We start from the raw sequence: 16,007 nt of genomic DNA, 5'->3' as shown, positions 1-16,007 counted from the left end.
CAAAGATAATGAAAATGCAGCAATTTTTGCAGTTATTGACCCAGCAATTGACTCACTGGCGGCGACAGTACAAAGCACTACGCCGTAAGGGAAAGTTAATGAGAAGTCCCAAAAGCAAAAGCCATAGAAGGGAACTTATCAGGACTATGGCCACAAATGTATTCCTGTTTTTATCAAAAACCAATGAAAAAAGCGATCGCCGAAAACAAGAAAGAGCGCTCAGGTTAAAGGCAAAATCGGTCAAAACTAAGAGTGGTATTTATACAGTCGGTTTAGACTGGGTACACGAACAGCGTTCCTTGGTGATTTTAGCGATCGCTGTAGTGTCCCTCACAGGGGTTATTGGGTATAAATTATACAATCAAACTCAACTCCAAGTAGGAAGTCCCGCACCCCAAACATTTACAGCGCCTTACACAGCTAGCATCGAAGATCAGAAACAAACAGAAGCCGAGCGCAAAGCCATCAGTAAAAGCTCCTTACAAGTGTTGATGGTTAACGTGCGAATAAACGAACAAATCAAGGAAAAATTGCAACAATTTCTCGATGATGGCAACGAAATTCGCGCCGTTGCTGGAGCTTTTCCTTTTTTTGATCCTTTAGTTTTGTCCATCTCTATCCAGCATTACCTCCGCTCCTGTCCTAACTCAGAATGGCAAGCACTGCTATTGGCTCTAGAAAATAGTAAAAATCAGCAGAAGAAAGCAACAGGACAAACTACCACCTCATTCCGTTCATTATTGATAGCTGCTCCTAATCAAGAACGCCAGCCGCGCACAACACGACCTAAATCTGATTACCAGAGGCCAGAAGAGACACAGACAGTTAATTTTTCTCAAAACACTAACTTTGCTCAAGCAAAAGCAGAACTAGAATCTTACGGCGTCGCCACTTCTGAGAAAAACTTGTCTTTACTGATTGCCCAAATTTCCCAAGCCCGCCAAAAATTCACCCAAGCCACTACCAAACTTTTACAGTTGGAGAGCATTAGCCCAGAAGCAGTATATGAGGAATCCCTCATTTTGGATTTGTCAGATGGGGAGTGGGAAAAAACACAAATCGGAATTTATCAGAGTATAGAGCGAATTCTTACCCAAGGTATCCCACTGGGACTACCACGAAATATCTTACAAGATGCGGTGAGCTTACAAGTGCAGACTTTTGTACCAGAATCCGCTGAACCTTTAGCAAGCAAACTGTTGTTAGCTGTACTCAAGCCGAATCTGCAAAATGATGAGGAACAAACGAGAGAAAACGCTCAAAAGGCTGCTGCGGGGATACCGCCGGTGATGGTGAAGGTACAGCGTGGTGAGGTGATTGTCAAAAAAGGAGAGCAGATTAGTGCATGGAACTTTGAGGTGCTGGAGCATTATCACCTAATTCGTCGGGAGGTAAAATGGCACGAGTTAGTGAAATTAGCAGGCGTTATTGCGATCGCTATTGGCATTTTTGTCTGGGTAGAACGGCATATTGATTACGAATTGCGACAACGCGATCGCTTATTAGTATTACTGCTAACTCTGAGTGTGCCAGGAGTGATCACACTAGGATTGCCATATACCACCTGGAGCGCCCTTGGTTTATTGTTGGGAAGCTTCTACGGCCCCACTTTGGGCTTGACAGTTGTCGGACTGCTGTGGCCGATATTAGGCATTAGCTTGGATATGAGCAAGGCTGCCCTTTTAGCTGGTGTTGGGGGAGGAATATTAGGTAGTTACATTGCACAACGATTGCGATCGCGTGAAGAATTGGCATTATTGGGTATTGCGATCGCTTTAACTCAAGGCGGCATTTACCTGGCTGTTAAAATCTTAATTGGTCAAGCATTTGGTTCAACTTGGTATATCGTCCTCCGAGAAGCCGGATTATTTGCTTTATCCGGTTTAGGTTGGAGTGTTGTTGCTTTAGGTTTGAGTCCTTATCTAGAAAAAGTTTTTGATTTAGTTACCCCAATCCGCCTAGCAGAACTGGCGAACCCTAACCGCCCTTTATTAAAACGACTCGCTACTGAAACTCCCGGAACTTTTCAGCACACGCTGCTTGTCGCTACCCTTGCGGAAGCTGCTGCCAAAGAACTAGGCTGCAATGTTGAGCTAGTCAGGGCTGGAACATTATATCACGACATTGGTAAAATGCACGACCCCCTTGGCTTTATTGAAAATCAAATGGGGGGGCCGAATAAACATGATACAGAGATTAAAGACCCTTGGAAGAGTGCAGAAATTATCAAAAAGCACGTAACTGAAGGGTTGGTGATGGCGCGGAAACACCTTTTACCGACAGCAATTCAAGCTTTTATTCCAGAGCATCAGGGAACGATGCTAATTGCCTATTTCCATCACCAAGCCCAGCAAATGGCTCAGGAAGATCCAAGTTTAACAGTAGACGACGCAGATTTTCGCTACGATGGCCCAATTCCCCAATCACGGGAAACCGGAATTGTGATGTTAGCAGATTCTTGTGAAGCGGCGCTGCGATCGCTCCAAGGGTCAGATTCAGGTAAGCGTTCCCTTCGCGGCTCGTCTCTCGCAAAAGAGGAAAAGCGATCGGTTAATGTCTCCACCGAACAAGCTTTAACAATGCTAAATAATATCCTGCGTGCCAAATGGCAAGATAATCAACTCGTTGATTCCGGCTTAACACGAGAAGAAATGTCACAAATTGCCCAGATATTTGTGGATGTTTGGCAGCAATTTCATCACAAACGGATTGCTTATCCGAAGTTGAAGGCTGGTAGTACTGCGCGTAATTCGTAATGCGATCTCTCCGACTGGCTACACCTACGCATATCTGTTGATAATCAATCTTAAAACCTGAAGAAATTATTAGGAGTTAAACAAAAATGGCTACTTTAACTATTCGTTTACCAGACGAAAAACATGTTCGGTTAAGACAAGAGACGCGATGAATCGCCGTCTCTACAATAATCAGTCTTTTATCTTTACGGCGATTTATCACGTCTTTGTGATCTATAATTTTCATCAGAAAACCTTAACCGAACCGTATTGGATAGACTCGGAACTAGAGAATTGAGTTACAACATTTTCTAATTGCTAAGTAATAAATATTTGCTGGCGCAGTTGCCATGTATTACCATACTTTAAGTGGGCAACCCAACTCTGCATTGATTGGGATATTTTTTCATATTCAATTTTTCCTTGATCGTATTCCCAGAGCATTTTCCGTAATCTTTTTCTTGCCAGACGCAGATTATCACTACGTACCCTAATCCGGTCTGGTAAAATATCTCGTTCCTATGCTCTGCATAGGAATGCCTGATTAGAGGCTCTGCCTCTAGTCAGATATTGAGTCAGAGACTCAATGAATGCATTCCCAGGCGGAGCCTGGGAACGAGGAAATGCTTATCAAGCTAGGTTTTTAGGACTTGTGTGTACACCGTAGCTTAAAAAGGGGGATTTAGGGGGATCGAGATATGTGCAACTTCACATTAAATTGGTATAAACTTGCTGGTGGAATATTTTTTAATTGGAAATACTTGGTTTAATTTTTTGCTGTTTTATCCATCCACCCAAATCATTGCCAATATCATTTAAAAGTTTTTGAGCATATTCATAACGCTCTGTCTTAATTAAGTCAAATTCTAAAAGTAGACGAGTTTGATAACGTAAAATATCTAGTTTACTATTCAATAATTCTAAATGGGCTAATTTCTGTTTAGCATACCGTGCTATGATCAGAACATCTAATAAATCGTATAGTTCTGTAATAATCCGATTTCCTAGCAAAAATTTATGATCTCTAGGAAGCCGATTTAAAATTGGCACATACCACTTGATTAAATCGTAAGTTTTTTGTATTTTTGGTAAATCACTCATCCATATTAAATTAAAAAAATTTTATCGCGCAGAGCGCGAGGCATTAAGAAGGGTAAAGAAATAAAGAGCAGAGTGCTAAAGGTCAAGAGTATAAAGGGCTACTAAGTCCCGCCACGAACCAACACAACCCGAAAACCCACGCGGTCGTACCGATTGACACGCGGGCGATAGTAGCGAAACGCCGAGCGGCAAACCCTGGGAGATTCGCGCCACGAACCACCACGCAGCAGCTTTTGATTATCATTATCAACTAACCAAGCGCTTCCGTCTTTTGGCGCTCCGTTATAATTTTCGTGCCACTCATCCTGACACCATTCCCAAATATTACCATGCATATCAAATAAACCAAAGGGGTTAGCAGGAAATTTTCCCACATCTGTTGTTTGCTCACGATATATGCCCTTTGGCCCCTGAGCATAATTACCTGGGTATACTGTTCCCGCAATATCCCAGTCTATCCCCCGATAATTCGCTAAATCAGTTGTAATCGTTTCGCCAAAATAAAACGGCGTAGTCGTTCCCGCCCGACAAGCATATTCCCATTCTGCCTCACTGGGTAAGCGATAGGTTTTCTCAGTCTTTTTAGATAGTCGAGCGCAAAACTCAATTACATCATCCCAAGAAACCTGTTCAACAGGTCGATTATCACCTTTAAAATTGAATGGGTCGGGATTTAAATCAATATTAACCTTGGGTAAGGCAGCAACGGCTTTCCATTGACTCTGAGTTACTGTAAATTTCCCCATGAAAAAGGGTTGAATGGTAACGGTGTGCTGTGGACTTTCCCAGGTACCTCTTTCTGACTCACTCTCCGGCGAACCCATGATAAATTTACCACCAGGAATTGCAACCATTTCCATAACTACGCCATTACCTAAGTTTTCAGCAAAAAACTCGGCGCGTCCACGGCTACGGTTAATTTCATAGGTTTTTTTCCCCATACCCAAAAATCCTGCTGATTTGGGGGTTAGGGTGGCGGTGTCAAACTCAAAAGGCTGAGTTTGAATACCTGATTTCCTTTTTAGTCGTTCTTGTAATTCTGCTTCCCGTCTTTGATTTTCCGCTGTTTCTTGTTCTAGGCGTAATATTTCTGCTCCCCGTTGCTGGCGCTCATATTCTATTTGTTTTGGGGCTAGCACTCGTTGTTCAATTGGTTGTATATCTTCATCCCGAAGATTCAATATATTTTGTAAGCGTTTTAAGCCATTGCGGTCTTTGTTAGTGAGTGGATATTGTTTTATCTGAGATAAAGCTTGCTCATAACGCTGCAATTTTTGCTGGCGCTGGCGATAAGGTTCCAAAACCTCAAACTCAATTGCATCAGCCTCACTAAGAGATAACCTTAGATTATTCCGCAACTCATCCAGATAAAAGCGGTTGCCTACAGAAATATCTCCTTCATCCTCAAGGGCAATATTATCAAATTCCTTGCGATATTTCAGGGTGGGGTCATCCTTGGGCGACTTTGCCAGAAAAATCCGATAACCATCTTTAAAAGGATAAAATTCTGGTGTCATAGCGGGGGATGCTTCTTGCACTTTGCTTTTCGCATACCTATGCAACTCATCTACCGCAATCAAGCCATCCCCGTCTATATCAGCTGCACCTTTCTCAATTCCTTCTACCAGGTAGTGAGTGTAAACTGAAAGTTCCAAGCCATCGGACTCAAAAGCATATTGTGTAGAAGTAGAAGCAGTGAGAATTGCCCTTCCCTCGCCTCCTAAATGCTGTTGCAGGTCAATGATAGCAGTATCTTTAGGAGTCCAACCCTTGGCAAAAGCACCACTAAAGCAGCAATCTAAAATTACTACCAGTCGCCTGGAATTGCTCTGGTTCATCCAACTATGTACATTTGTGGCTGCTACAGATGAAGTAGGGATTAATTTTCCCTGATTTTTCCGCGTGATGGAAGTCGAGAAGTAAAAATCACCACTTTCGACTGTCACGCCATGACCAGAAAAGTATAAAAGCAGCAAGTCATCTTTCTGACGATGGGCATACAAGTTATAAATAGCATCTTCCATCTCCTGCCGTTGGGGATTTTTCAGCACCGTGACATCCGCCTCAGCAAAATCACCCATTTCTGGGTTTACCAAAACTCGCCGCATCGCCTCGACATCTTTAACAGCGCTTGGTAGGGGGTTTAATCCTGGTTTATATTCACTAATCCCTATCAACAGTGCGACTTTTGCCATTTAGCTGTTTGACTTATTGTTCAAAAAATCTTGTGCTTTCTGTAGCGCAAATTCAAACTCTTCTCGACTGCTGGCTTCGATATTGAGTTCTCTGCCATCAGGCGCTTTCACCCCGATTTTAATTGGTTTGTTGCCGAAGCGATCGCTCAAAAATTTAAACAAACTCTTGATATTAGAAGCGTTAACTTGTGCTTTTAACAATCCCCACACAAAGCCGCTGATACTCTTTGTACCCTGGGGTGCGTTTTCCACTGCAACTAAATCTGCATCTTCTACCCCATCCACTTCTCTTAACTGAGGTAGCAAATTTTCTACTTGTTTTTGCAATTCCTCATCGTCTAAACCCAGTTCAGCTAGAGAAATCGTCACCTGAACGTTAGATATTGCTGCCATGATGAATTGCTTAAGTATTTTTTGGGTATTTTTTAATGATTGTATCGTTAATTTCGGCTAATTTAGTAAATATTCGGGGAGCGATGCCTACAGCAAAGACTTCACCCGACGCTAATTTTGCGCCGTAACACGCCTTACAGAACTAAAATATTTGAAACTGCGGGTATGGTAGTGCGATCGCTATATGCTCTTGTCTATTTTGATGGTAGTGCGATCGCTGCATAAAATCTACAGGGTAACTTTTATTGCAATCAAAGCACGTCAAGCTTGGCTCCAGTCTTGCAACTCTAGTGCTTCAACTCTACCAAAATGACGCTGATTATGAGTGATCATAACTAAATTATTGGCGATGTCTGACGACAAGCCGCTTTGCGTCTACGCAACCCCAGCAATGAGCAAGTCAATATCATCGATGGGAATTCCTTGGAGTCGCAAGTTTGCGTAGATATCTGCGGATAAGGTGACTGATTGTTCAGTAAGGGGTAAGACAGTATTTTGGGCGACAAACTCCAAAAACAAAGCGAGTTGCTTTTGGGCATCACGGTGCTTTAACCCACTGAGAATTTCGTAATAAGTTGGATGTTCATAATTGTTATTCCTAGTTAGTTAAGAGCATTTCCTAAGAGGATGTTTGAAAAGTCTCCTTGTCGGTATCAAAAATTTTAGATTCTCCTAAATCCCCCTTAAAAAGGGGACTTTGATTTTGGTTCCCCTTTTTTAGGCTACGGTGTACACACAAGTCTGAAATAGCTGATTATCCAAGGTTTTACCCCACCCTAACCCTCCCCTTGCAAAGGGGAGGGAACTGTATTTCTAGTTTCCCCCCTTTCCAAGGGGGGATTAAGGGGGGTAATTCGACTTGTGTGTACACTGTAGCCTTGCAAAGGGGAGGGAACAAGATTTTCCGGTTTCCCCTCTTTTCTTTACAAGGGGAGTAATTTGACTTTGTGTGTACAACCGTAGCCTTTTTAAGGAGGGTTACGGGGAATCTAAAACTGCCTAAAGTCACAGCAAAACACTTTTCAAACAACCTCTAAACTATGCTCTAAAATTTATCTAAATTCGTGAAACCCAACATCTAATTAGGTTAACGTTGGGTTTCACAGCATTCAACTACTTTGATTAGGCGGTATTTGTTCAGATGGCGGTTCCGCTGGGGGAGCGAGTACCGCATCCGGCGCAATTTCTTCTACGGGAATTGGTTGCTTATCCTCAATTTCTAAATCTGCTTGCGCTGCTTCCACCAATTCAGGAGATGGGGGATGTGGTGGAATCGCTTCCGGTACACTCTCAGTTTTTACTTCAGTGTCAGTAGTAACTATCTCCTCTACTGGTTGTTCTGGTATGACAATAGTTTTGTCGATAATCTCAACAGTAGGTTGCTCTGATATTACAGAGATAATATCTTCAGGTTTGGGGGTTGTGGGTGTTTTTTTACTTACAGTCTGTTGCACCTTGTCTTTCACGCCACTGAAGGTATTACCAAGACCCTGCTGCAACTGACCCAGCCGTTCCTGAAGGGACAACTTATTTACCTGTTCCTGAATGCCAGTTTTCACCGTCTCAGGACTGGGTACTTGAGTTTGTTGTGCTTGGGGGGTCAATTGGCGACGTAATGATAGAGTTTGCCAGCCAAACCAGACCAAAAGAGCCACACTAGCCACATGACCCAGCAACAAACCCCCAGTAATGCGTGGTGCAAACACCCATAAAACTAAGGCATAGAACAGTCCTACACCACTCCAGATAAAATCATTCTTGCGGTGGATTTCTGGAAAAAAGAAAGCTGCTATGTAAATGGCTAAACTACCAAAACCGACCACCAAAGCTAGGACAAATGCCAGCATTATTTGGTTACTCCTTTGACTAGGGATTGGGGACTGGGGATTGGGGACTGGATATTAGGTATTAGGAAGAAAAAGTAATTTAGTGAATTAAATTTCTTCCTAGTCCCTAGTCCCCAGTCCCTCAACTAACAATTTTGCAAATTTTGCCAGTCAATTGTTGATTTAGATACAATTTAAAATTAATTATCCATGTTAGTTGTGGATTTTTGTCGTTTATATCAAGTCTTAAGGTCTTCTTTAGGGGAGAACGGAAAATATCGGACTACCCTTATAGGTAAAGGATCTGCAAGAGTTAGCCAGAAATTTTTTATGACACTACAAAGCTTTGGTGTGATTGGATTAGCCGTTATGGGTGAGAACATCGCTCTCAACGTGGAGCGCAATGGCTTCCCAATTGCAGTTTACAACCGCTCCCGAGAAAAAACGGATGCGTTTATGGCGCAACGTGCTACAGGACGGAACGTCAAAGCCGCCTTTACTCTAGAAGAATTCGTTGCCTTATTGGAACGTCCCCGCAAAATTCTAGTAATGGTGCAAGCTGGTAAGCCAGTGGATGCGGTGATTGCTCAACTCAAACCCTTGTTAGAGGAAGGCGATATCATTATCGACGGTGGCAACTCTTGGTTTGAAGATACGGAACGACGCACTCAGGAATTAGAACCGGCTGGGCTTCGGTATCTTGGTATGGGTGTCAGTGGCGGTGAAGAAGGGGCATTGAATGGCCCATCTCTGATGCCTGGAGGTACAACAAGCTCTTACGAGTTTCTATCACCAATTTTCAACAAAATTGCTGCCCAAGTTGATGATGGCCCTTGTGTAACCTACATTGGCCCTGGTGGTTCTGGCCACTATGTCAAAATGGTACACAACGGCATTGAGTATGGCGATATGCAGCTAATTGCTGAAGCCTACGACTTGCTGAAAAATGTCGCTGGATTAAACCCCAGTCAGCTACATGATGTGTTTGCTGAATGGAATACCACCGATGAACTCGATTCATTTTTGATTGAGATTACGAAGAATATCTTCCCATATATTGACCCAGACACAAATAAACCCCTGGTGGATTTGATTGTTGACGCAGCCGGTCAAAAGGGAACTGGACGCTGGACTGTACAAACTGCATTGGAATTGGGAGTTGCTATTCCTACAATTACAGCAGCAGTTAATGCCCGGATTATATCTTCGATTAAAGATGAGCGGGTTGCAGCATCTAAAGTCCTCACAGGCCCCAGTGGCAAGTATGACGGGCAAACCAAGGACTTTATCAACAAAGTACGTGATGCTCTCTATTGCTCAAAAATCTGTTCTTATGCTCAAGGGATGGCGTTGCTATCCACAGCTTCAAAAACATATAACTGGAATTTGGATCTGGGCGAAATGGCGCGGATTTGGAAAGGTGGTTGTATTATTCGCGCTCGCTTTTTGAATAAGATTAAGAAGGCTTTTAGCGAAAATCCAGCTTTGCCTAACTTGCTGTTAGCTCCCGAATTTAAGCAGACAATTCTTGACAGACAAACTGCTTGGCGGGAAGTGATTGCGACAGCTGCAACAGTGGGAATTCCAGTACCCGCGTTTAGCGCATCCTTGGATTATTTTGACAGCTATCGCCGCGATCGCTTACCTCAAAATCTAACTCAAGCACAACGCGACTACTTTGGCGCACATACTTACCTGCGTCTTGACAAGCCCGGAAGCTTCCACACTGAATGGGTTCCTATTGCTGAAGCTGGGAAGTAAGCTTTTGTACCTCTAAATTCTCAATTTATTGAGTAAATTTAGACTGTTTCTGAATAAATATTACAAGTGACTCTGAGTTTCAGAGTCACTTTCTTTTTTATGCTGAGTTAAATGCAAAATAAAACTGCTGTATCTTATTGATTGATTTTAAGGCAATACGCTTGGGTTAAGGGTTATTGGTGTAGGTAATTGGTCTTTGAAGACGCGATAAATCGCCGTCTCTACAAGTGTTTTGCTCTTATCTGAACTGTATTAGATTTTAGGGATTGTTATTACCAAGATATTTGGCTTTTAATTCTTCTAACTCTTCATCTATTTTATTTGTACTAGAAGGCTGAGGTGTTGGGTTGGGTGGCTGTATTTTATTTGGTTGAGGTTTGTTGTTACCCATAAATTGGGTTTTCATTTCCTCTAATTCTTTCTCAAGTTGACTCGGAGATTTCGATACAAAAGCGGCTGGAGATTTGAGTGGAGCTTGAGGGATAGGTTTTGGTGCAATCGCTGGTGTGGCTGCTAATTGCGACTTTTGATTTAAGTCTTTGAGAACTTCGTCTACTGTTTGATAACGTCGAATCGGGATACTTTCTAGCATCTTGTTGAGAATGCGATTCAACTGATTACTGATAGGAGTTTGCAAGTATTGCTGCCATACCCATGTATCGTTATTGGTATCATAAGAATCGAAAGGCGATCGCACTGTTAATAAATTAATACAAGTCGCACCCAAACTGTAAATATCACTGGCAAAAATAGCCCTACCTCTCATTTGTTCAGGTGCAACATATTCTGGACTCCCAATACTAGTACCAGTTCTATTTAAGGCAGTACCAGTAGCAGATTTAGCAGCACCAAAATCTACTAATACTAGTTTGCGATCGCTCTCGCGTAAAATAATGTTTTCTGGCTTAATATCGCGGTGAATTACGTGTCTAGTATGACAAAATTGCAAAACTGGTAATAAATCACTTAGTAATTGCCAGATTTGTATTTCACTAAAAGCACCTCTATGTGCCAATTCCTGAGCTAAGTTTTGTCCGTCGATAAATTCTTGTACAAGATACTGCCGATTTTCTTGGGTAAAATATGCCAGTAGTTCTGGAATTTGAGGATGTTTGCCCAATTCATCTAATTGCACCGCTTCTTGGTTAAATAACTCTACGGCTTTGGCAAGAGTGTTGGTGCCTTGGGATTGGGGATAAAATTGCTTAATTACGCAGCGTGGTTTTGAGGGTTTATCCTCATCCACAGCTAAGAAGGTTTTGCCAAAACCACCTTGTCCGATTGGTTTGATCGCACGGTAACGTTCTTTGAGGAGTAACTTGGAACCGCAAGTCACGCAAAAATTTACATGATCGGGATTTTCAGGCTTGGGACAGTGGGGATTAAGGCAGTAGCTCATACAGGCGATCGCTCTTATATCTCTTTATTTTACTGGCGTTGAGGATGTGGACTTCTCCGAATCCGTTAAACTATGAGCGATGTCTACGACGGGCTACGCCTACGCACTGCTTAACCAGTACAGCACGGCGGAAACAAACATACCATTTCAAATGGCGCAAAAGCTTAGAATACAATTCTTTTGACTTTTGACTTTTAACTTTTGACTTCCGCCTTGCGGTACTAGCCTATACCTTCTATAACCGGATGGAAGTAGAAGGCGAATCCCAACACTGTATAGGTAGCTAATAACAAAGTGCCTTCCAGCCAATTGGACTTACCATCAGAACTAATACTGTTTGCAATCAACACCGACGCAACCACAGCTACTAATTCAAAGGGTTGGAAATCTAAATCCATTGGTTTACCCATTATCCGCCCTGCGATCACCAACACGGGCGCAACAAACAAGGCAATCTGCATACTTGATCCCACCGCTACCGAAAGGGAAAGATCCATTTTATTTTTCATTGCCACGGTGACTGCTGTAGCGTGTTCAGCCGCGTTACCGACAATGGGAACCAAAATCACCCCTGTAAACAGCGCCGTCAAACCTAGCTGAGATGTGGCCACTTCCAGAGAATCAACTAACATTTCTGACTCAAATGCTACCAGTAAGGTACATACTAGCAAGACACCAATCCACAACATCATATTTGGTTTAGCATGAGGGATTTCCTCTTCTTCTGTCTCTGCTACACCCACATCATAAAGATAGGAGTGGGTTTTCATCGAAAATAGCAGCGTTAGCGCATAAACCAGGATTAACACCACAGCAACAGCAATAGAAAAATTTTGCAGTGTTTGTTCGTTAATTCCTTGAGAGGTATAATTCATTGCCGTTGGCATCAACATGGCAATCACCGCCAAATTCATCGAATCAGCATTCACCCGCGCCACAATTGGCTGAAATGTCTGTTCTTTGTAGCGCAGTCCTCCCAAAAGCATGGAAAAACCCATCACCAGTAGTAAGTTGCTAATAATTGATCCCGTGATACTGGCTTTGACTACATCTATTAACCCAGCGTTCAGCGCCACTAGGGCGATGATTAGTTCTGTAGCATTGCCAAAGGTGGCGTTTAACAAGCCCCCCAATGATGGCCCGACTACGACAGCAATTTCTTCTGTAGCTGTACCCATCCAAGCTGCTAAGGGCAGAATTGCTAATCCAGCTGTAATGAAAACTATCAATTCTCCCCATTCCAGAAAGTGGGCCGCTACAGAAATCGGGATAAACAGTAATAAAGCGAAAAGAATAATGTTTTTGGTTGACATTTGTTGTCTTAAGTTGAGGGTATCATTCACAGCGAGCAATCCTAATGTTGAAATTTTGAGTGTTGAATTAACAATCGCTTTCACTCATCACTCCGATATGATACTCTCAACCGTCTGTAGAGCAATTCAGGAATTGTACTGTTTTCGGCTCACTGCTGTATATGTAAAATTCAATTGCGATATAATGAGTTTTTGTAATCTTTTGTTGCAAAACTATGAAATTGAGCCAAAATATTACACCAAAAATGGGGTTTAATATATTAAAAGACAATTAAAATTTTGATTGGCGCTGCTAACGAGAAACCCCTAACTAAGGCCTTGTTCGATGGCTAATTACTTTGAGCCTTCAGGGAAAGGGCTGTGCGATAACGCAGATTTCCCACTACAATAAAATCGCTTTGTCAAAAATTTCGTTGTATTCCATAGTTGTTGTTTATACCGGATTTTGTGTACAAACCATTGTAGAAAGGTTTATGCACAATGTTTTCGGTGCAACTGCAAGTTTTTTGTTTTGGATAAATATACATGACTTCTGCTGCTGAAATGCCAGCTAGCTCTGGCTCAACGTTAACATTACATTCAGATCCCAAAAACGCTCACGAAACCGATCCCCTGAGAAAGGCTAATGGTGTTTATGTGACGGTGCATGGTCATTTTTACCAGCCACCAAGGGAAAACCCTTATCTGGACGCAATTGAACGCCAACCGAGCGCTGCGCCTTTCCATGACTGGAATGAGCGGATTCATTGGGAATGCTATCGTCCGAATGCCTTTGCCAGAGTCTTAAATGACCAAGGCGAAGTGGTGGGGATCGTCAACAATTATGAGTATTTCAGTTTTAATATTGGGCCAACGCTGATGTCGTGGCTAGAACGCTACGATGTAGAGGTTTATCAGCGGATTTTAGAGGCGGATGCCAAGAGTAGCCAACGGTTGCATGGTCACGGCAATGCGATCGCGCAAGTATACAATCACATCATCATGCCTCTGGCGAATGAACGCGACAAATACACCCAAATTCGCTGGGGTAAAGAAGACTTCCGCTCCCGCTTTGGACGTGATCCCGAAGGAATGTGGCTAGCAGAAACAGGTGTGGATTATGCCACCCTCGAAGCTCTGGTTGCTGAGGGTATTCGCTTCATTATCCTTGCACCATCTCAAGCACTGCGTTGCCGTCCCATCCCTACTCCAGATCATCCTCATCCTGAATGGCTCGAAGTCGGCGGTAGTCAGATTGATTCCACCCGTCCTTATCGTTGTTATTTGAAGCCCACACTAGATACTTCATCTTCACCTCTGAGTGCGATTAATGAGGGGAATGGGGATAGTAACCACTCCCGACTCCCGACTCCCGACTCCCTCCCCTACATTGATATCTTCTTCTACGATGGCCCGATATCGCGGGATATGGGTTTTAGTGATGTTGTTTATAATTCCAGTCGCTTTGCTGGACGTATCGGTTCAGCAGTCCGTGGGGATCATCGTCAAACACAGTTAATCTCTGTGGCGACAGATGGGGAAACCTTTGGACATCACAAAAAGGGAACTGAGAAAACTTTAGCCTACGCCTTTACTAAAGAGTTTCCTCAACAGGGTTGGACTGTAACGAACTTCGCCCATTACCTCAGCTTAAATTCTCCCGGTTGGGAAGTGGAATTAAAGTCAGTCACAGCCTGGAGTTGCGCCCACGGTGTAGACAGATGGCAAGATGACTGTGGTTGCGGTGGAGAAGGTGGTGTTTGGCATCAGAAATGGCGTCGTCCCTTGCGGGATGCCTTAAATTGGCTGCGGGATCAGCTAACAGAGGTGTATGAGGAACATGGTAGGCAGTTATTTCGTGATCCCTGGCAAACACGAGATGAATATATCCAAGTGATGCGCGATCGCTCTGCTACCAATGTCAACCGTTTCCTAGCCCGTCATCAAACCCACAAACTAACCGCCGCCGAACAAGTAGACGCTCTGCGTCTATTGGAAATGCAGCGTCACGCTTTGTTGATGTTCACTAGTTGCGGTTGGTTTTTTGAAGAAATTTCCCGTCCAGAGGGGACACAAATTCTGCGCTATGCCGGCCGTGCTTTGGAATTGGCAGGGGAAGTGGCTGGTGTGCAGTTGGAAAAAGGCTTCGTCAAACGTCTTGGTTTAGCCCCCAGCAATGTGGATGATTTCAAACACGGTGGCGAAATTTATCGGCAACTCGTGTTAACTGCCCAGCTTGGCTTTAAGCAAGTAGCAGCCCATTACGCTATTACTTCTCTGTTTACAAATCAGAAACCAGCACAGACGCACAATTCTTTGCCTAGAAAAGATGCTGCTGATAAACAGTCTCAGCGTTACCACAAAAAAGTTTATTGCTACGCTGCCAATGAGCTAGATTACCAGATGCAACGGATGGGATCGCTAACTCTGGCTGTGGGAAATTTAAAGCTGGTATCAGAGATTACTTGGGAAAGCGAGCATTTGGTATTTGCGGTTCTCCATTTAGGAGGCTGGGATTTCCACTGCTGTATTCAACAATTTACTGGACGGCGTGACTACAGCCAATTAAAAGAAAAGCTGTTCGGCGCACTAAAACAAGCTAGCGCGGCTCATACTATCTTGGCGATGACACAGCTATTTGGCGAAGAAGCTTTTAACTTGCAAAATCTATTTGCTGAAGAACGCCACCGGATTATGCGGCTGCTGAGTGAGGAAACACTGACGCGTTTAGGACAGTTGTATACCCAAGCATACCGTGATAATTATGGTGTGCTGATGGCGTTTCATCGAGATGAAATAGCAGTCCCGCAAGAATTGCAGGTAGCAGCAGATATTGCTTTAGGGCATCGTTGTTTGATGACATTGCGATCGCTAGAGCAAGATATCGCTGATCCCCAAAAGAGTTGGAGTCACATCTTAGAATTGGAGGCGATCGCAACTGAAGCAAAACATCTGCGTTGTCGGCTGAGTATTCCCGACGGTAAACAGATGTTAGAACAGTTAATTGCGCGATCGCTCTGGCAATTGTTGCACGATGCTAATGGTAGCTTTAATGCAGATATCCAACTATTGGAGCGATTGATTGATGTCGGGGATCAACTAAATATTGACATTTCCCTACAGCGATCGCAGGAACTATACTTTAGTTGTCTGCACAGTCAGATCGCGCCGGTGTGTATTACTAGCGTTGGGAATGAAGGAGATAATCAGTGTCTTCAGTTGCTCAAGTTGGGTAAAAAGTTAGCCGTTGATGTCAGCATGATCTCAAATCAGTTGGGATAGATGCGGCACATCACAGCGGTGCA

General features: G+C 43.3%; 10 protein-coding genes. 3 read left to right on the top strand and 7 right to left on the bottom strand.

The features are described from left to right. Positions 1-8 precede the first annotated feature (8 nt). Positions 9-2,756: an HD family phosphohydrolase gene (locus tag HUN01_RS08010; protein ID WP_181930828.1), complete on the top strand. Its 2,748-nt coding sequence runs from the start codon at positions 9-11 to the stop codon at positions 2,754-2,756. A 726-nt stretch (positions 2,757-3,482) separates the two neighbouring features. Here the strand turns inward: HUN01_RS08010 and avd are convergent. The 5 genes from avd to HUN01_RS07985 all read right to left on the bottom strand — a co-directional run bounded on the left by avd (position 3,483) and on the right by HUN01_RS07985 (position 8,271). Continuing rightward, a complete protein-coding gene (avd, locus tag HUN01_RS08005) occupies positions 3,483-3,836 on the bottom strand; it encodes a diversity-generating retroelement protein Avd (RefSeq protein WP_181930827.1) in 354 nt (117 codons plus the stop codon). A gap of 101 nt (positions 3,837-3,937) precedes the next feature. Next, positions 3,938-6,031 (bottom strand): caspase, EACC1-associated type, encoded by a 2,094-nt coding sequence (locus HUN01_RS08000; RefSeq protein WP_181930826.1) that lies wholly within the window; start codon positions 6,029-6,031, stop codon positions 3,938-3,940. Further along, entirely contained in the window at positions 6,032-6,424 is a 393-nt protein-coding gene (locus HUN01_RS07995) for an ACT domain-containing protein (protein WP_181930825.1), read from the bottom strand. A 375-nt stretch (positions 6,425-6,799) separates the two neighbouring features. Then, the gene (locus tag HUN01_RS34845) at positions 6,800-6,943 is read right to left on the bottom strand and encodes a PIN domain-containing protein (RefSeq protein WP_203219528.1); all 144 of its coding nucleotides are present in this window, start codon (positions 6,941-6,943) and stop codon (positions 6,800-6,802) included. Positions 6,944-7,533: 590 nt separating this feature from the next. Continuing rightward, entirely contained in the window at positions 7,534-8,271 is a 738-nt protein-coding gene (locus HUN01_RS07985) for a Ycf66 family protein (protein WP_181930824.1), read from the bottom strand. Between the two features lie 309 nt (positions 8,272-8,580). Here HUN01_RS07985 and gndA point away from each other — a divergent pair, with 309 nt between their 5' ends. Beyond that, positions 8,581-10,011 (top strand): NADP-dependent phosphogluconate dehydrogenase, encoded by a 1,431-nt coding sequence (gene gndA, locus HUN01_RS07980; protein ID WP_181930823.1) that lies wholly within the window; start codon positions 8,581-8,583, stop codon positions 10,009-10,011. Between the two features lie 259 nt (positions 10,012-10,270). On the opposite strand, the gene HUN01_RS07975 is transcribed toward gndA, so the two are convergent. Then, positions 10,271-11,410, bottom strand: a complete 1,140-nt coding sequence (locus HUN01_RS07975; protein ID WP_181930822.1) for a serine/threonine-protein kinase — start codon at positions 11,408-11,410, stop codon at positions 10,271-10,273. A 221-nt stretch (positions 11,411-11,631) separates the two neighbouring features. Further along, positions 11,632-12,723 (bottom strand): calcium/proton exchanger, encoded by a 1,092-nt coding sequence (gene cax / locus HUN01_RS07970; RefSeq protein WP_181930821.1) that lies wholly within the window; start codon positions 12,721-12,723, stop codon positions 11,632-11,634. A 525-nt stretch (positions 12,724-13,248) separates the two neighbouring features. Between cax and HUN01_RS07965 the strand changes: the two genes are divergently transcribed. Then, positions 13,249-15,984 carry a DUF3536 domain-containing protein gene (locus HUN01_RS07965; protein WP_181930820.1) on the top strand — a complete coding sequence of 912 codons (2,736 nt, stop codon included), beginning with the start codon at positions 13,249-13,251 and terminating at the stop codon, positions 15,982-15,984. Positions 15,985-16,007: the final 23 nt, after the last annotated feature.

This window comes from Nostoc edaphicum CCNP1411, assembly GCF_014023275.1.
GTDB classification, from domain to species: Bacteria; Cyanobacteriota; Cyanobacteriia; order Cyanobacteriales; family Nostocaceae; genus Nostoc; species Nostoc edaphicum_A.
Note: the sequence above shows the minus strand (reverse complement) of the source record. Positions and strands in the feature narration are given on the sequence as shown.

Bases quoted from the DNA above. Each gene is read 5' to 3' on its own strand.
- gndA (WP_181930823.1), top strand. From the start codon at position 8,581: ATGACACTACAAAGCTTTGGTGTGATTGGATTAGCCGTTATGGGTGAG.
- HUN01_RS08000 (WP_181930826.1), bottom strand. From the start codon at position 6,031: ATGGCAAAAGTCGCACTGTTGATAGGGATTAGTGAATATAAACCAGGA.
- HUN01_RS07995 (WP_181930825.1), bottom strand. From the start codon at position 6,424: ATGGCAGCAATATCTAACGTTCAGGTGACGATTTCTCTAGCTGAACTG.
- HUN01_RS07975 (WP_181930822.1), bottom strand. From the start codon at position 11,410: ATGAGCTACTGCCTTAATCCCCACTGTCCCAAGCCTGAAAATCCCGAT.
- HUN01_RS07965 (WP_181930820.1), top strand. From the start codon at position 13,249: ATGACTTCTGCTGCTGAAATGCCAGCTAGCTCTGGCTCAACGTTAACA.
- HUN01_RS08010 (WP_181930828.1), top strand. From the start codon at position 9: ATGAAAATGCAGCAATTTTTGCAGTTATTGACCCAGCAATTGACTCAC.
- avd (WP_181930827.1), bottom strand. From the start codon at position 3,836: ATGAGTGATTTACCAAAAATACAAAAAACTTACGATTTAATCAAGTGG.
- HUN01_RS07985 (WP_181930824.1), bottom strand. From the start codon at position 8,271: ATGCTGGCATTTGTCCTAGCTTTGGTGGTCGGTTTTGGTAGTTTAGCC.
- cax (WP_181930821.1), bottom strand. From the start codon at position 12,723: ATGTCAACCAAAAACATTATTCTTTTCGCTTTATTACTGTTTATCCCG.